This window comes from Phreatobacter sp. (genome assembly GCF_051860605.1).
Lineage (GTDB): Bacteria > Pseudomonadota > Alphaproteobacteria > Rhizobiales > Phreatobacteraceae > Phreatobacter.
In genome coordinates this window covers 101,066-115,570 of the sequence record NZ_JBHYDR010000013.1, presented here as the reverse complement: position 1 = coordinate 115,570, position 14,505 = coordinate 101,066, and the positions used below count along the sequence as shown (strand labels likewise).

Here is a 14,505-nt window from a genome sequence, read left to right as displayed (position 1 = left end):
CCGCTGCCTGCCCGCCGGGCATGGCAGACCTTGCCGGCACGGCAGTGCCTGACCCGGCGAGCCGTGGCAGTCTCCCCGCCGGTCGGAACAAGGGAGCAGACGACATGGCGTTCGATTTCAGCGGCAGGCGGGTGGTGGTGTGCGGCGGCAGCCGCGGGATCGGCCGGTCCATCGCCATCGGATTTGCCGCCGCGGGTGCGGCGGTCTCCATCTGCGCCCGCGGCGAGGACGGACTGAAGGCAACGGCCGCCGAGATCACCGCCCACGGCGTGACCGCCCATGCTGCTTCCTGCGATCTGGCCAGCGCCGAGGCCATCGCGGCCTATATCCCCGCCGCGGCTGCAGCGCTCGGCGGCATCGACGTGCTGGTCAACAACGCCTCCGGCTTCGGCATGGGCGACACCGACGAGGGCTGGGAGAGGGGCCTCAACGTCGACGTCATGGCAACGGTCCGGGCGAGCCGTGCCGCCCTGACCTTCCTTGAGGCCTCGTCCGGCGCCTCGATCGTCAACGTGTCGTCGATCTCCGGCTACCGCGCCTCCACCCGCACGCCCGCCTATGCGGCGGTCAAGGCGGCGGTGATCCAGTACACAACCAGCCAGGCGGCGGCGCTGGCGCCCAAGGGCATCCGCGTGAACTGCGTGGCGCCGGGCTCCATCGAGTTTCCCGGCGGCACCTGGGAGGCGCGGCGCACATCCGACCCCGCGCTCTACAACCGCATCCTGTCCTCGATCCCCTTCCGGCGCCTCGGCACGCCGGAGGAGGTGGCAAACGTGGTGATGTTCCTCGCTTCGCCGCTCGCAGCCTGGGTCACGGCCCAGACGGTCGTGGTCGATGGCGGCCAGCTCCTCGGCTGACGACCTGCCCTGAAACCTGTTGATCGCGCCGGCCGCCCCGATGCGGCCGGCAGCAGAGGCTTGCGCGGGAGCCCTCCGGTCTTTAGATGTTATAGTATAACATTCAGGACGACCGATGACCTCCCGATCCGATTCCCGCCTGCCCGTCACCGTGCTTTCCGGTTTCCTCGGCGCCGGCAAGACGACCCTGCTGAACCACATCCTCAACAATCGCGAGGGCCGGCGCGTCGCCGTCATCGTCAACGACATGTCGGAGGTGAACATCGACGCCGATCTCGTTCGCGAGGGCGGCGCCAACCTGTCGCGCACCGACGAGAAGCTGGTGGAGATGACCAATGGCTGCATCTGCTGCACGCTGCGCGACGACCTCCTGACCGAGGTGCGGCAACTCGCCGACAGTGGCCGCTACGACTACCTGCTGATCGAGGGAACCGGCATCGCCGAGCCGCTGCCGATCGCCGCCACCTTCTCCTTCCGCTCGGAGGATGGCGAGGCGCTCGAGGACATCGCCCGGCTCGACACCATGGTAACGGTCGTCGATGCCATCAATCTGATGAAGGACTTCGGCAGCCAGGATTTCCTGAAGGACCGCGGCGAGACCGCCGGCGATGCCGATGAGCGCACGCTGGTCGACCTGCTCACCGACCAGATCGAGTTCGCCGACGTGATCGTCGTCAACAAGGTTTCGGATGTCGCCCCGGCCGAGCGCGAGACGGTCGTGCGCATCGTGCGCGCACTCAATCCCGACGCCCGGATCATCGAGACAGACTTCGCCGGCGTGGACCTTGCCGACGTGCTGGATACCGGGCGTTTCGACGCGGAGAAGGCCGAAATGCACCCGCTCTGGGCGAAGGAGCTCTACGGCTACAAGGACCATGTCCCCGAGACCGAGGAATATGGCATCTCCTCCTTCGTCTATCGCGCCGCGCGGCCCTTCGATCCCGGCCGGTTCGACGCCTTCCTGAAGCGCACCTGGCCGGGCCTCGTCCGCGCCAAGGGTCACTTCTGGCTGGCGACCCGGCCCGACTGGTGCGGCGAACTGTCGATCGCCGGCGCCGTCTGCCGCACCTCGGCCATGGGCTTCTGGTGGGCGGCCGTGCCGAAGCCGCGCTGGCCGCAGCAGGATGAATGGCGCGAGATGATCCGCCGGCACTGGCATCCGGTCTATGGCGACCGCAGGCAGGAACTGGTCTTCATCGGCATTGGCATGGACGAAGCGTCGATGCGCATGGCGCTGGACGGATGCCTTGTCGGCAAGGCCTCGGCGACGCGCTTCGACGCGGCCGCCCATGCCGGGCTCCATGACCCGTTCCCCGCCTGGCGGCGGGCCGACGAAGCGGCGTGATCGGGGAGCACCGGCAGGCGGCCGGATGGCTGCTTGCAGACCGGTCGCTGCGTCCTTCGAGGCTCGCTGCCGCTCGCACCTCAGGATGAGGAAGGTAGTGGATTGCAATACGACTGCGTTCAGGCACAGCGGCTGAAGGTCAATTGAGGCCAATGCAACTCACCGCCCTCCTCATCCTGAGGTGCGAGCCCGAAGGGTGAGCCTCGAAGGACGCACCGCTACCGCGGCGCAGGCCACAGAAGCCTGCGGCCCTACTCCGCCGCCAGCTTCAGCTCCGGCTTCGGCCCGGCGCGGAACTCGGCCAGCAGCGCGGCCTCCTCCTTCTTCGCAACCTCGAGATTGCGCGCCTTCACATGGCCGAAGCCGCGAATCCGGTCCGGGATGCCGGCGAGGCCGACCGCGAGGGCATGATTGTCCGCGTTCAGCTTGGCGGCCAGTTCCTCCAGAACAGCGACATAGTCCTCGATCAGTCGCCGCTCGGTCTTCCGCTCGTGGGTGTAGCCGAAGACGTCGAGCGCCGTGCCGCGCAGGCCTTTCAGCTTCGCGAGCAGACGGAAGCCCTTCATCATCCACGGACCGAAGCTCATCTTGCGCGGCTCGCCGGTGACGGGATCGGTCTTGGCCAGCAGCGGCGGGGCAAGATGGAACTCGAAGCGGAGATCCTGTCCGCCGAACGTGCGGGAGACCTGCTTGAGGAAATTGCCGTCGGTATAGAGCCGCGCCACCTCGTACTCGTCCTTGTAGGCCATCAGCTTGTAGAGGTTGCGGGCCACCGCCTCGGCCAGCCCCTGCCGCCCCGGCGCGCGCTCGGCCTCGGCCTTGACGATGCGCTGGACCAGATCGGCATAGCGGGCGGCATAGCCGGCATTCTGGTACTGGGTCAGCTGCTCCACCCGCCGGGCGATGATCTCGTCGAGGCTCGCCGACAGCCGCTCGACACCGGTCGGCGCGGTCACCGGCGCGACCAGCGTTTCCACCGCCTCCCGGTCATGGGCGCAGATGCGGCCCCAGCGGAAGGCGGTGATGTTCATCTTCACCGCCTCGCCGTTCAGTTCGATCGCCCGCTCGATGGCGGCGGCCGTCAGCGGCAGCCCGCCGATCTGATAGGCATAGCCGACGAGGAACAGGTTGGTGGCGATCGAATTGCCCATCAGGGCGGTGGCGAGGCGCTGGGCATCGACCAGATGCGTCGTCTCGCGGCTGGCATGGGCGATAATGGCCCGCTTCAGCCGCTCGGAGGGCAGCGAGAAATTGATGTCGCGGGTGAACTGGCCCGGCAGCATCTCGATCGTGTTCACCACCACCTTTGTGGTCGGCTTCATCGAGGCAAGCGACTTCTTGCCGCCGGCCACAACGATATCGCCGGACAGGATGAGGTCGGCCGAACCGGCATGGACGCGGATGGAATGGATGTCCTCGGGCACGCGCGCGATGCGCATGTGGCTGAACACCTCGCCGCCCTTCTGGGCAAGGCCGGCCATGTCGATCAGCCCGACGCCCTTCTTCTCCAGGTGGCAGGCCATGCCGAGGATGGCACCGACCGTCACGATGCCCGTGCCGCCGACGCCCTCGATCAGCACGTTGTAGGTGTGCTCGATGGTCGGGATGACCGGCTCCGGCAGGGTCGAGATATCGGCCTCGGCGGCCAGCGCCTGGCCCTTCTTCAACTCAGCGCCATGGACGGTGACGAAGCTCGGGCAGAAGCCCTTGAGGCAGGAGAAATCCTTGTTGCACGACGACTGGTCGATGGTCCGCTTGCGGCCGAACTCGGTGTCCAGCGGCTGCACCGAGACGCAGTTGGACTTGACGCCGCAATCGCCGCAGCCCTCGCAGACCGCCTCGTTGATGATCACGCGCTTGACCGGGTCCGGGAAGGTGCCGCGCTTGCGGCGCCGGCGCTTCTCGGCCGCGCAGGTCTGGTCGTAGATCAGCACCGAGACGCCGGGAACGCCGGCAAGCTCGCGCTGGATGGCGTCCAGGTCGTCGCGATGGTCAATGCTGGTTCCGGTCGGGAACGACACGCCCATGCCGGCATATTTGCCCGGCTCGTCGGTGACGATGGCGATGCGCTCCACGCCCTCGGCGCGCATCTGCGCGGCGATCGCCGGCATGGTCAGGCCGCCCTCGTGCCGCTGGCCGCCGGTCATGGCGACCGCGTCGTTGAACAGGATCTTGTAGGTGATGTTGACCTTGGAGGCGATGGCGAAGCGGATCGCCAGCGATCCGGAATGGTTGTAGGTGCCGTCGCCGAGATTCTGGAAGACGTGGCCGCGCTTCGAGAACGGAGCCTCGCCGACCCAGTTGGCGCCCTCGCCGCCCATCTGGGTGCAGCCCTCCGTGTTCCGGTCCATCCACAGCGCCATGTAGTGGCAGCCGATGCCGGCATAGGCGCGCATGCCCGAGGGGACCACGGTGGAGGTGTTGTGCGGGCAGCCCGAGCAGAAATAGGGAATGCGGGTGGCGATCACCGGCGTGGTCTTGAGCACGTCCTGCGCGGCCTTCAGGCGCGCGACATTCTCGGCCACCTGCTCGTTGTGGCCGACATGTTTCAGGATGCGCTCGCCGATGCAGACGGCCACGTCATTGGGGTCGAGCGCACCGTGGACCGGGAACAGCCAGCGGCCCTCCTCGTCCTTCTTGCCGATGACGACCGGCTGCTCGCGATTGCCGTAAAGCTCCTCGCGGACCTGCACCTCGATCAGCGAGCGCTTCTCCTCCACCACGATGACGAGATCGAGACCGTGGACGAAGTCACGCAGCTCGCCCGGGTCGAGCGGCCAGGGGCAGCCGATCTTGAACAGGCGGATGCCGAGGTCGTTGGCCTTGACCTCGTCGATCCCGAGTTCGTCGAAGGCTTGCCGGACATCCAGATAGCTCTTGCCCGTGGTGATGATGCCGATCGTCGGCTTGCGACCGCCGGAGGTGATGATCCGGTTGATCTTGTTGGCCTTCACGAAGGCCAGCGCCGCGGCCCGCTTGTACATGTGCAGGCGCAGCTCCTGCTCGTGCCGGTCGTCGTTCGGGCGGATGCCCAGCCCGCCCGGCGGCATCTGGAACTGGTCCTCGGTCGGGATGATGATCTTCACCCGGTCGACCGAGCCGTCCACGACCCCGGTCGATTCCACCGTGTCCTTCATGCATTTCAGCGCCGTCCAGACGCCGGCATAGCGCGACAGCGCCCAGCCATAGACCCCGTAGTCCAGGATCTCCTGCGCACCGGCCGGATTGAGGATCGGCATCATCACGTCGACGAAGTGGAACTCCGACTGATGCGCGACCGTGGAGGATTCGGCCGTGTGGTCGTCGCCCATCAGGGCCAGCACGCCGCCATGGGGCGAGGTGCCGGCAAGGTTGGCATGGCGGAACACGTCGCCGGACCGGTCGACGCCCGGGCCCTTGCCGTACCAGACGCCGAACACGCCATCGAACTTGCCCTCGCCGCGCATCTCGGCCTGCTGGGCGCCCCAGACGGCGGTTGCAGCGAGGTCCTCGTTGAGCCCTGAGGTGAACACGACGTCCGAGGCGAGAAGGTTGCGCTGGGCCTTGAAGAAGGCCTGGTCGAGCCCGCCGAGCGGCGAGCCGCGATAGCCCGACACGAAGCCGGCCGTGTTGAGCCCTGCGCGCCGGTCGCGCTCCTTCTGCATCAGGGTGAGGCGAACCAGCGCCTGAACGCCGGTGACGAAGATCCGCGTCTTGTTCAGGTCGAACTTGTCGTCGAGCGACACATCGTCAAAGCGGATCGCATTGGCGCGGTCGGACGATACGGGGGTGACCTCGGTCATCGCGCCCTCCTGGGTTGCGGTGGCGCCGGCGAGAGCCCCGCGCGAGCCGGACGGGCTTGGCCGGCGCGACCGCTCGGGATCCGGTCGTTAGGACAAAAAGGCTGTCACGTTAGAATGGTTCTGTCGATTGCGTTCTCGTCGCGGCGGGCGCAACGAGATTGCGTAACAGACTGAGAAAACTTGTCTTCTTGCTGCAATGCACAATGGATTCTCGCGCCTGCAAAACGGGCAGGCGGTCAATCGCGCCAGGCAAACAGGTCCTCGTGCCCGACCTCGCAGGACGAACCGGAAAGCCTGACCTTGAGCCACTCCTCGACGGCGGAATCCGGGACCTGCCCGGTCTCCCTCACCGCCCCGGCGAAACCCGTGGCAAGTTCGGCCATGAGCTTCGCATCCGCAGCACCCAGCCGCCAGGGGCTCGGCGCGCGCAGGACCCGGTATCCGGCACGGCCGAAGCTCTCGGCAAGCACCCGCGATGCCGCAGGGCCGGCCGCGCGGCCGAATCCCTTGTCGGTCTTCTGGTGCGCGTGGAAGGCGGCCAGCATGGCCGCATCGGCCGGGTGAGGCGGCTCCCACCGCTCGGCGCCGTCATAGGTCAGCACCGTGTAGAGCGGCAGCCTGCGGACCGCGAGTTCGTCGACGAAGGCATCGATGAACGGAGCGGAGGCGAGGTCGAACAGCGCCGCCGCCGTGACCAGTTCCGCTCCCGGATTGAGCAACCGGTCGAGATCGCGGGTGAGATCACCGCCGACGAAGGATACTTTCAACTGCTTCCGCCCCTTGAGCAGTACGAGGGCGTTGTCCTCCTCCCCCGCCTCATCCGCCCAGGTGGCGAGCCGGGTGCGCGCAGCAGCCAGCAGGGACTGGTCGAGATCGACCAGATGCCAGCGCTGGCGGTCCGGCAGGTGCGGCGCCAGCGCCCGCAGGTTGGAGCCCGTTCCGCAGCCGAGATCGACCACGTTGAGCGAGGAGCGGCCGGCGAAATGACCGGCGACCCGGTTCAGCAGGACGGCCGAGCGGGCGGCATGGTCGGCGGGCTCGCGCAGGGCGAGCCAGTCGGGCGAGAAGCTCATCGGCCTGTTCCTCCGGCGACGCCGCAGATGACGTCGGCAATGATGCGGGCAGTGTCGTCCCATCGCGGCAGCCGGCTCCCCGCAACCCAGGCGGCATCGGACAGCGATTGCCGGAGTGCCCTGTCGCCAATCAGCCGGGCGATCGCCTGCTTCAGTTCGGCCGCATCGCCGGGCGGCACCTTGAGCGCCGCGCCCTCCGGCACCGTCTCGGCCGCCGCCCCGCCAGTGGTGGTGACCATCGGCAACCCGCGCGCCATGGCCTCGGCGAGCACCATGCCATAGCCCTCGTACAGCGATGGCATGACGAAAATGTCGGCGAGGCCATAGAGGCGGTCGAGAGCCGCGTCGGAAAGCGGCCCGGCGAAGGTGACGCGGCTGCCGAGCGAGTTGCTGCCGACCGCCCGGCGCAGATGCGCGAAGGCAGCAGGGTCGCGGTCGGTCGCCCCGGCAATGACCAGGGTCCAGTCGAGGCCCCTGAGCGGACCGAGGGCATCCATCAGCACCGCATAGCCCTTGCGTGCGGAGACGGCCCCGACCGCCAGCAGGGTCGGTGCGTCATTGCCGGAACCGGTTGCGCGCGGCGCCGGATCGGTGCCCGGCTCGGCCACCGTGATGCGTTCGGCCGGAACGCCGTAGTCGGCGGCCAGCGTGCGGGCGGTCACCGCACTGGTGGCCACCACCGCCGCGGCCCGGGCGAGCGCCTGCCGCTCGCTGTCGGCGAGCTTTGCAGCGACCTCGGCGGCAAGGCCGCTTTCCAGCGCCAGCGGATGATGGACCAGCGCCACGACGGGCGTCCTGATCGCGTCGAGGACGGCCGCCGGCAAGGCGCCGAAGGCGAGGCCGTCGGCCAGCAGCACGGTGTCGGCGGGAATGGCGGCAAGCTGTGTGGCGGTCGCCGCGAGGTCGCCCTCGGCCGGAAACGGAAAGGACGCGGGCAACGCGACGTGCCGCAGGTCGATGCCGTACCGCCCGGCTCGCCCCAGCACCTCGCGGTCGTAGCGATAGCCGCCGGTCGGGGTGTCGATCTCCCCGGGGATGGCGAAGGCGGCTTTGACCGGTTGCGTCACGGGCGGCTCACGGCAGGGGCGCCTCATAGGTGGCGCGCGCCAGGTCGTGCTCGTGCAGCGTGACGCGGATCCTGGCAAGGCCGGCGCCATCCGCTCCCAGCGCCCCGGACTGTGCCGCCTCGACCATGCGGTCGAACACATGGCGGCACAGGAACTCGGTGGTGGTCAGGATGCCGGCAAATTCCGGCAGTGTGTCGAGGTCCTGGTAGGCGAGGCGCTTCAGCACCTTGCCCAGCACCTCCAGCGCGGCGCCGATATCCACCACGACATTCTGCGCTGTCAGGGTTTCGCGGAAGAAGGCGACGTCGACCACGAAGCTTGCCCCGTGCTTGCCCTGCGCCGGCCCGAAGAACGGGTCGGGCAGCGAATGGGCGATCATGATGCGATCGCGGACCTCGACGGAATACATGGCCTTGCTCCTTGTCAGTAGCGCACGGCGGTCATCAGGCCCGGCGCGCCGGGTTCCAGCAGGCGGGGCAATTCCGCCGGCAGGTCGGCAAAGGCAACCTCGCCGGTGATGAGTTGGTCGAGGCGGTCGTCCGCCAGCATGGCGATCGCCTTTTCCAGCCTGCGCCGATACGTCCAGCGCGCACGCCTGGATGCCGCAACCATCGAGACCTGCGAGGAAATGAGCTTCAGCCGGCGCGAGTGGAAGCCGGCGCCCAGCGGAACCGCCGGGTCATGGTCGCCGAACCAGGAGAGTTCCACGACAGAACCTTCATCGCCGCAGCAGGCCAGCGCACAGGCAAGCCCGCCGGAGGTTGCCGAGGCATGGAACGCGACGTCGCAGTCGCCGGGCGAATCGAGAGGTTTGGAAAAGCGCACGCCGAACAGATCGGCGAAGGAGCGCCGCGACGGCTCGATATCGACCAGCGTCACCTCGGCGCCGGGGATCTGCGACACGATGAAGGTGACGAGCAGCCCGACCACCCCGCCGCCGACCACCACGATCCGGTCGCCGGGACCGGCGCCCGAATCCCAAACCGCGTTCAGCGCCGTCTCCATGTTGGCGGCCAGGATGGCGCGGCGCGCCGGCACGCCCTCGGGCAGCGGCACCACCGAGACCCGGTCGGTGGGCGCGATGAACCGGTCCTGATGCGGCCCCAGCGTGAACACGGTCCGGCCGGCCAGCGCCTCCGGCCCGGCCTCGACCGTGCCGACCGTGCAATAGCCGTATTTCACCGGGAACGGCAGCTGGCCCTCCTGCAGCGGGCAGCGCATGCGCTCGCGTTCCGGGGCCGCGACCAGTCCGTTGAATACCAGTCTTTCCGTTCCCCGGCTGACACCGCTATAGAGCGTGCGGATCCTGGCATCGGCCGGCCCGCGTTCATCCAGCGTTCCATCGCGCAGGTCTACCTGTCTGCGCGACACGTACCAGAGTGCGCGGGTGGCTTCGGCCATCTGACTGTTCTCCCATTCGCCGCCGTCCGGCGACGGAGCCTGCCGATGAACGATCTCTCGCCCTTTCCGCAGGACCGCCAGGCCGTCCTGACGCTCGACGGCTCTACGACGCCGGCGGGTATCCAGTCCACGTCAGAATTGCGCAGGCGCCGCTGGATCGTGGTCGCGCTCAATGTCGTCACCTGGTGGCTGCTCAACTCGGCGGCCTGGACGATCCTCGGCTCCGGAGGCTGGACGCCGGTCGATATGGTCCTTGCCCTGTGCTTCGCCATTGCCACGCCCTGGACCGTCCTCGGCTTCTGGAACGCGCTGATCGGCCTCTGGTTGCTTCATCGCGGCGGCGACGCCATGGCAGAGGTCGCACCCTTCGCCGAGGCCGGCGGCCGCGACACCCCGCTGACCATCCGCACAGCCGTGTTCATGACCCTGCGAAACGAGGACCCCGAGCGCGCCATCGCCCGGCTCAGGATCGTCCGCGACAGCATCGACGCGACCGGCGAAGGCGGCCAGTTCGACTATTTCATCCTCTCCGACACCAACCAGCCGGAGATCGCCGGGCGCGAGGAGGCGGCAGCCGCCGCCTTCGCCGCCGAGGCCGGGCTCGACCGCGTGGTCTATCGCCGCCGCGCCGACAATGCCGGCTTCAAGGCCGGCAATGTCCGTGACTTCCTCGACCGCTGGGGCGACCGCTACGAACTGATGCTGCCCCTCGACGCCGACAGCCTGATGTCGGGCGAGACCATCGTCCGCCATGTGCGCATGATGCAGGCCTACCCCAAGCTCGGCATCCTGCAGAGCCTGGTCGTCGGCATGCCGTCCTCCTCGGCCTTCGCCCGCATCTTCCAGTTCGGCATGCGCCAGGGCATGCGCTCCTACACGATGGGCCAGGCGTGGTGGGTGGGCGAATGCGGGCCGTTCTGGGGGCACAATGCGCTCGTCCGCATCCGGCCGTTCATGGCCCATTGCGTCCTGCCGGTCCTGCCCGGTAACCCGCCGCTCGGCGGCCATGTGCTCTCGCACGACCAGGTGGAGGCGACCTTCATGCGCCGCGCCGGCTACGAGGTGCGCGTCATTCCGGTTGAGGAAGGCTCCTGGGAGGAGAACCCGCCGACAATTCTCGAATTCTCGCGCCGCGACGTCCGCTGGTGCCAGGGCAACATGCAGTATCTCGGCCTGGTGGATCAGCCGAACCTGAAGCCGGTCAGCCGCTTCCAGCTGGTCTGGGCCATCCTGATGTTCGTCGGCGTGCCGGCCTGGACGCTGATGATCGCGCTCTCGCCGTTCCTTGCCTGGCATGGCCCGAGCTACGAGGCCTTTCCCGTCGGCTTCGCGATCGCGACCTATCTGGCCTTCCTCCTGATGTATCTGATGCCGAAGATCGCCGGGTTCATCGACATCCTGATCAGCGACGACGGCACCGAACGCTATGGTGGCCGCCTGCGCTTCATCGGTGCGGCGGCCATCGAACTCGTCTTCTCGTTCCTGCTGGGGGCGCTCACCTCGTTCCGCATCACCGCATTCATGATCGGCCTTGCGCTCGGCCGTTCGGTCGTCTGGGGCGGCCAGCAGCGCGACGCCATGGCGCTGTCCTGGCGCGAGGCCTGGGACGCCTTCTGGCCGCAGATGGCCTTCGGCTGGGTCGTGTTCGGCCTCCTCTGGCTCGCCTCGCCCGCGGCGGCGCTCTGGTCGCTGCCACTCACCGCCGGGTTCCTGATCGCCGTGCCCTTCGCGGTGCTGACGGCCTCCCCCGCGCTCGGACGCTTTTTCGTGCGCCACCGCCTGTGCGGCATTCCCGAGGAGTTCGACATGCCGGCCGAGATCGCCGCCGCGAGGCGGATGTGACCGCGCTCGACCGGCGCATCGCCGAACTGGTCGCGGTCGCGCGGTCGGTGGTCACCTATCATGGCGATAGGACGAAGGCCGCTGCCATGGACGCGCTCTACGCGCGCTTCCTGAAGCCGGGCGACCTCGCCTTCGACATCGGCTCCCATGTCGGCGACCGGGTTGCCAGCTTTCGCAGGCTCGGCGCCCGCGTGGTCGCGCTGGAGCCGCAGCCCGGCCCGGCCGGCGTCATCGCCTCCCTGTTCGAGGGCGACATCTCCGTCCTGCTGCTGCAGGCGGCCTGCGGCGTGACGGAAGGCGAGCTGACCTTGCGCGTGAACTCGGCCAACCCGACCGTCTCGACCGCATCCGCGGCCTTCGTGGCCTCGGCCGACGGGGCGGAGGGCTGGCAGGGCCAGGTCTGGGACCGCGAGATCACCGTGCCTTGCCTCACCCTCGACCGGCTGATCGCCGACCACGGCGTGCCGGCCTTCGCCAAGATCGACGTGGAGGGTTTCGAGGCCGATGTGCTGGCCGGCCTGTCGCAGCCGCTCCCCGCGCTCTCCTTCGAGTTCACCACCATCCAGAAGGAGGTCGCCTTCGCCTGCCTCGACCGGCTCGCCGCGCTCGGACCCTATCGCTTCGACGTGGCGATTGGCGAAAGCCAGCAGATGAGCTTCGGCCGGCTTGTCAGCCGGGACGACATGGCGACGCACCTCGCCGGCCTTCCCCACGCGGCCAATTCCGGCGATGTCTATGCGGTACTCGTGAAGGACTGACCGATGCGTCTTGCAGCTTTCCTCGCCGTGCTGGTGCTCGGGGCGAGTGCCCACGCCGCCTCCCTCGACGGGCTGCCGGTGGAGATCACCAACGCATCCGAGCCGGTGCTCTGCGCCGAGAAGGACAATGTCACGCTGAACCTGACCAACCCGCAGGTTCGCGCCTTCCGCATCGAGGCGGCCCATCCCGCCTATATCGGCGGCCTGCAGGTCGACCGCTTCGCGCCCGACTGGACCGCCTGCCCGATGAAGGAGGAGGCCCTCGCCCAGCCGATGCCGCAGCGGATCACGCTCTACGAGACCATCGAGTGGCAGGTCATCGGCTATCGCGAGCAGCGCTTCTGGCGGACCTCCGACACGACGGTGACGGTCGGCGACCGGACCGAGAGCAACATTCACCTCATCCAGCTCTGGTACCGCTTCCAGGACCGCGCCGAGGAGGTGCTGGTCCTCTATCCGACCGATGGCTACTGGCGCGCACGGCCCCTGCCCCCCTCCAACCTCAGGTGGACCGCCTATGGCTCGTCCTTCCTGGTCGGCCCGGTGGTGGTCGAGGGCCGCCCCCTCGTGAAGATCAGCCGGGTGGCCTTCGATCCGGCGACGAAGACCTTCACGCTGACCTATCCGGACGGCAACAGCGCAACCGTGCGCCTGTCGACGCTGAACCAGGAACTGATCGGCCTCGACGTTGTGTTCGCAAGGCCGGTCGCCGGCACCCCGTTCGCGGCACTCCGGTCCATGTATGTCACCGAGTTCAACGCCGACGCCGCGCGGATCGCTGTGCGCGAGAAGGATGCCCCCGGCTGGCGCGAGGAGGCGATCATGCCGTTCCGCCGGGCCAATGCCACGGATCTGTGGGCCGGTCGCCTCGTCCCCTCGCGCCACAACACCTCGGCCCCGGACATGGTGTTCAATGCCTTCCGCGCCGAACCGCCCGCGGCCACCGCGCCGGCAATCCAGAAATGACCGGGCGCCCGCCGGAGCCGGGAGCCCTGGCCGAAATCCTCAAGCGCATCGCCGTGATGACCGTCATCGTCGGCGGCCTGGGGCTGGCGCTTCATGCGGGGGCGGAGATCGCCGCCGGATCGCCGCATGCCCCCTTCATCATCGCCATCGTGCTGGCAGCGCCGCTCGGTGGCCTCTGCGCCTATCAGGTCATCGACGGCTGGCGTACGGGCGCCATTGCCGTCTGGCGCGAAGCCGTCACGCGCGCCGACAATCCCGGCTCCTACTGGTTCAACATGGGCTGGTATGGGGCCTGCGCCCTGGGGCTTGGCGCGCTCTGCCTGTGGAGCGCCCTGCAACTGGCCGGCCCGGCGGGTGCTGCCTGACCGGAACCTTGCCACTCACCCGGCGTTCAGCTTTTCTGGTCTATGGGCTTGGTCCCGCCCGCCATCCTCCCCGAGGTTTCCTTCATGGTTCGTCCTATCCGCAAGGCCGTGTTTCCCGTTGCCGGGCTCGGCACGCGCTTCCTCCCCGCGACCAAGGCTATTCCGAAGGAGATGCTGACCGTCGTCGACCGGCCGGTGATCCAGCATGTTGTCGACGAGGCGCGCGAGGCCGGCATCGAGCATTTCGTCTTCGTCACCGGGCGCAACAAGCAGGTGATCGAGGACCATTTCGACAAGGCCTTCGAGCTGGACACGACGCTCGCTGCCCGCAACAAGACCCCGCAGCTGGAGGAGCTCAAGCGCGACCTGCCGGCGGCGGGCGCCACCTCGTTCACCCGCCAGCAGGAACCGCTCGGCCTCGGCCACGCCGTCTGGTGCGCCCGCGACATCATCGGTGACGAGCCCTTCGCGCTGCTGCTGCCCGACATGCTTCATCTGGCCCGGCCGGGATCGAAGGGCTGCATCGCGGCGATGATCGAGGCCTACAACGCCACCGGCGGCAACTATATCGCCGGCTACGAGGTGCCCGACGACGAGACCCACCAGTACGGGATCATCGGCAAGGGCAAGCCGGCGGCTGGCGGCGGCTACGAGATCGGCGAGATGGTCGAGAAGCCGCCGAAGGGCACGGCGCCGTCGAACGTCGCCATTTCCGGCCGCTACATTCTCCAGCCGGAGATCTTCCGCATCCTGGAAACGCAGGAACGCGGAGCCGGCGGCGAGATCCAGCTGACCGACGGCATGCTGAAACTGAAGGATCGCCAGTCCTTCTACGGCTTCACCTTCGCCGGCGAAATCCACGACACCGGCACGAAGCTCGGCTTCCTCACCGCCAATCTCGCCTATGCCATGCGCCGCGACGATCTTGCCGGCCCGCTGAAATCGGCGATGGCCCGCCTGGCGGGGTGACACGACGAAGGGGGTCCGGATGTTCCACGACCCGAACCCCCTTCGAGCAACCGGGCCGGGGGACGGGCACCGGTCGCGAT

General features: G+C 68.3%; 12 protein-coding genes. 7 read left to right on the top strand and 5 right to left on the bottom strand.

Features of this window, described 5'->3' with window-relative positions:
* Window positions 1–104 precede the first annotated feature (104 nt).
* Both ACTIFS_RS19820 and zigA read left to right on the top strand, forming a co-directional pair.
* Window positions 105–857 (top strand): SDR family NAD(P)-dependent oxidoreductase, encoded by a 753-nt coding sequence (locus ACTIFS_RS19820; protein WP_439575848.1) that lies wholly within the window; start codon window positions 105–107, stop codon window positions 855–857.
* Window positions 858–972: 115 nt separating this feature from the next.
* Window positions 973–2,202, top strand: a complete 1,230-nt coding sequence (zigA, locus tag ACTIFS_RS19815) for a zinc metallochaperone GTPase ZigA (RefSeq protein ID WP_439575847.1) — start codon at window positions 973–975, stop codon at window positions 2,200–2,202.
* A gap of 251 nt (window positions 2,203–2,453) precedes the next feature.
* Here the strand turns inward: zigA and ACTIFS_RS19810 are convergent, their stop codons facing one another.
* The 5 genes from ACTIFS_RS19810 to ACTIFS_RS19790 form a co-directional block, all read right to left on the bottom strand.
* Entirely contained in the window at window positions 2,454–5,984 is a 3,531-nt protein-coding gene (locus tag ACTIFS_RS19810; protein WP_439575846.1) for an indolepyruvate ferredoxin oxidoreductase family protein, read from the bottom strand.
* A gap of 236 nt (window positions 5,985–6,220) precedes the next feature.
* Window positions 6,221–7,057 carry a class I SAM-dependent methyltransferase gene (locus ACTIFS_RS19805; RefSeq protein WP_439575845.1) on the bottom strand — a complete coding sequence of 279 codons (837 nt, stop codon included), beginning with the start codon at window positions 7,055–7,057 and terminating at the stop codon, window positions 6,221–6,223.
* Complete coding sequence (locus ACTIFS_RS19800) at window positions 7,054–8,124, bottom strand: glycosyltransferase family 4 protein (protein WP_439575844.1); 1,071 nt, start codon at window positions 8,122–8,124, stop codon at window positions 7,054–7,056. The genes ACTIFS_RS19805 and ACTIFS_RS19800 overlap by 4 nt, the downstream gene beginning before the upstream one ends.
* Window positions 8,125–8,131: 7 nt before the next feature.
* The gene (locus ACTIFS_RS19795) at window positions 8,132–8,533 is read right to left on the bottom strand and encodes a 6-pyruvoyl trahydropterin synthase family protein (RefSeq protein WP_439575843.1); all 402 of its coding nucleotides are present in this window, start codon (window positions 8,531–8,533) and stop codon (window positions 8,132–8,134) included.
* Between the two features lie 14 nt (window positions 8,534–8,547).
* Window positions 8,548–9,525, bottom strand: a complete 978-nt coding sequence (locus ACTIFS_RS19790) for a zinc-dependent alcohol dehydrogenase (protein ID WP_439575842.1) — start codon at window positions 9,523–9,525, stop codon at window positions 8,548–8,550.
* Window positions 9,526–9,570: 45 nt separating this feature from the next.
* Here ACTIFS_RS19790 and mdoH point away from each other — a divergent pair, with 45 nt between their 5' ends.
* From mdoH to ACTIFS_RS19765, 5 genes are all read left to right on the top strand, one after another.
* On the top strand, window positions 9,571–11,367 hold the full coding sequence (gene mdoH, locus ACTIFS_RS19785; RefSeq protein WP_439575841.1) for a glucans biosynthesis glucosyltransferase MdoH: 1,797 nt from the start codon (window positions 9,571–9,573) through the stop codon (window positions 11,365–11,367).
* Complete coding sequence (locus ACTIFS_RS19780; RefSeq protein ID WP_439575840.1) at window positions 11,364–12,125, top strand: FkbM family methyltransferase; 762 nt, start codon at window positions 11,364–11,366, stop codon at window positions 12,123–12,125. Before mdoH ends, ACTIFS_RS19780 begins: the two co-directional genes overlap by 4 nt.
* Before the next feature lie 3 nt (window positions 12,126–12,128).
* Window positions 12,129–13,091, top strand: coding sequence for a hypothetical protein (locus tag ACTIFS_RS19775; RefSeq protein WP_439575839.1), 963 nt, complete (start codon window positions 12,129–12,131; stop codon window positions 13,089–13,091).
* Window positions 13,088–13,456 carry a hypothetical protein gene (locus ACTIFS_RS19770; protein WP_439575838.1) on the top strand — a complete coding sequence of 123 codons (369 nt, stop codon included), beginning with the start codon at window positions 13,088–13,090 and terminating at the stop codon, window positions 13,454–13,456. Before ACTIFS_RS19775 ends, ACTIFS_RS19770 begins: the two co-directional genes overlap by 4 nt.
* Window positions 13,457–13,540: 84 nt before the next feature.
* Entirely contained in the window at window positions 13,541–14,425 is an 885-nt protein-coding gene (locus ACTIFS_RS19765; protein WP_439575837.1) for a UTP--glucose-1-phosphate uridylyltransferase, read from the top strand.
* Window positions 14,426–14,505 lie beyond the last annotated feature (80 nt).

Bases quoted from the DNA above. Each gene is read 5' to 3' on its own strand.
- zigA (WP_439575847.1), top strand. From the start codon at position 973: ATGACCTCCCGATCCGATTCCCGCCTGCCCGTCACCGTGCTTTCCGGT.
- ACTIFS_RS19820 (WP_439575848.1), top strand. From the start codon at position 105: ATGGCGTTCGATTTCAGCGGCAGGCGGGTGGTGGTGTGCGGCGGCAGC.
- ACTIFS_RS19810 (WP_439575846.1), bottom strand. From the start codon at position 5,984: ATGACCGAGGTCACCCCCGTATCGTCCGACCGCGCCAATGCGATCCGC.
- ACTIFS_RS19805 (WP_439575845.1), bottom strand. From the start codon at position 7,057: ATGAGCTTCTCGCCCGACTGGCTCGCCCTGCGCGAGCCCGCCGACCAT.
- mdoH (WP_439575841.1), top strand. From the start codon at position 9,571: ATGAACGATCTCTCGCCCTTTCCGCAGGACCGCCAGGCCGTCCTGACG.
- ACTIFS_RS19790 (WP_439575842.1), bottom strand. From the start codon at position 9,525: ATGGCCGAAGCCACCCGCGCACTCTGGTACGTGTCGCGCAGACAGGTA.
- ACTIFS_RS19770 (WP_439575838.1), top strand. From the start codon at position 13,088: ATGACCGGGCGCCCGCCGGAGCCGGGAGCCCTGGCCGAAATCCTCAAG.
- ACTIFS_RS19775 (WP_439575839.1), top strand. From the start codon at position 12,129: ATGCGTCTTGCAGCTTTCCTCGCCGTGCTGGTGCTCGGGGCGAGTGCC.
- ACTIFS_RS19795 (WP_439575843.1), bottom strand. From the start codon at position 8,533: ATGTATTCCGTCGAGGTCCGCGATCGCATCATGATCGCCCATTCGCTG.
- ACTIFS_RS19765 (WP_439575837.1), top strand. From the start codon at position 13,541: ATGGTTCGTCCTATCCGCAAGGCCGTGTTTCCCGTTGCCGGGCTCGGC.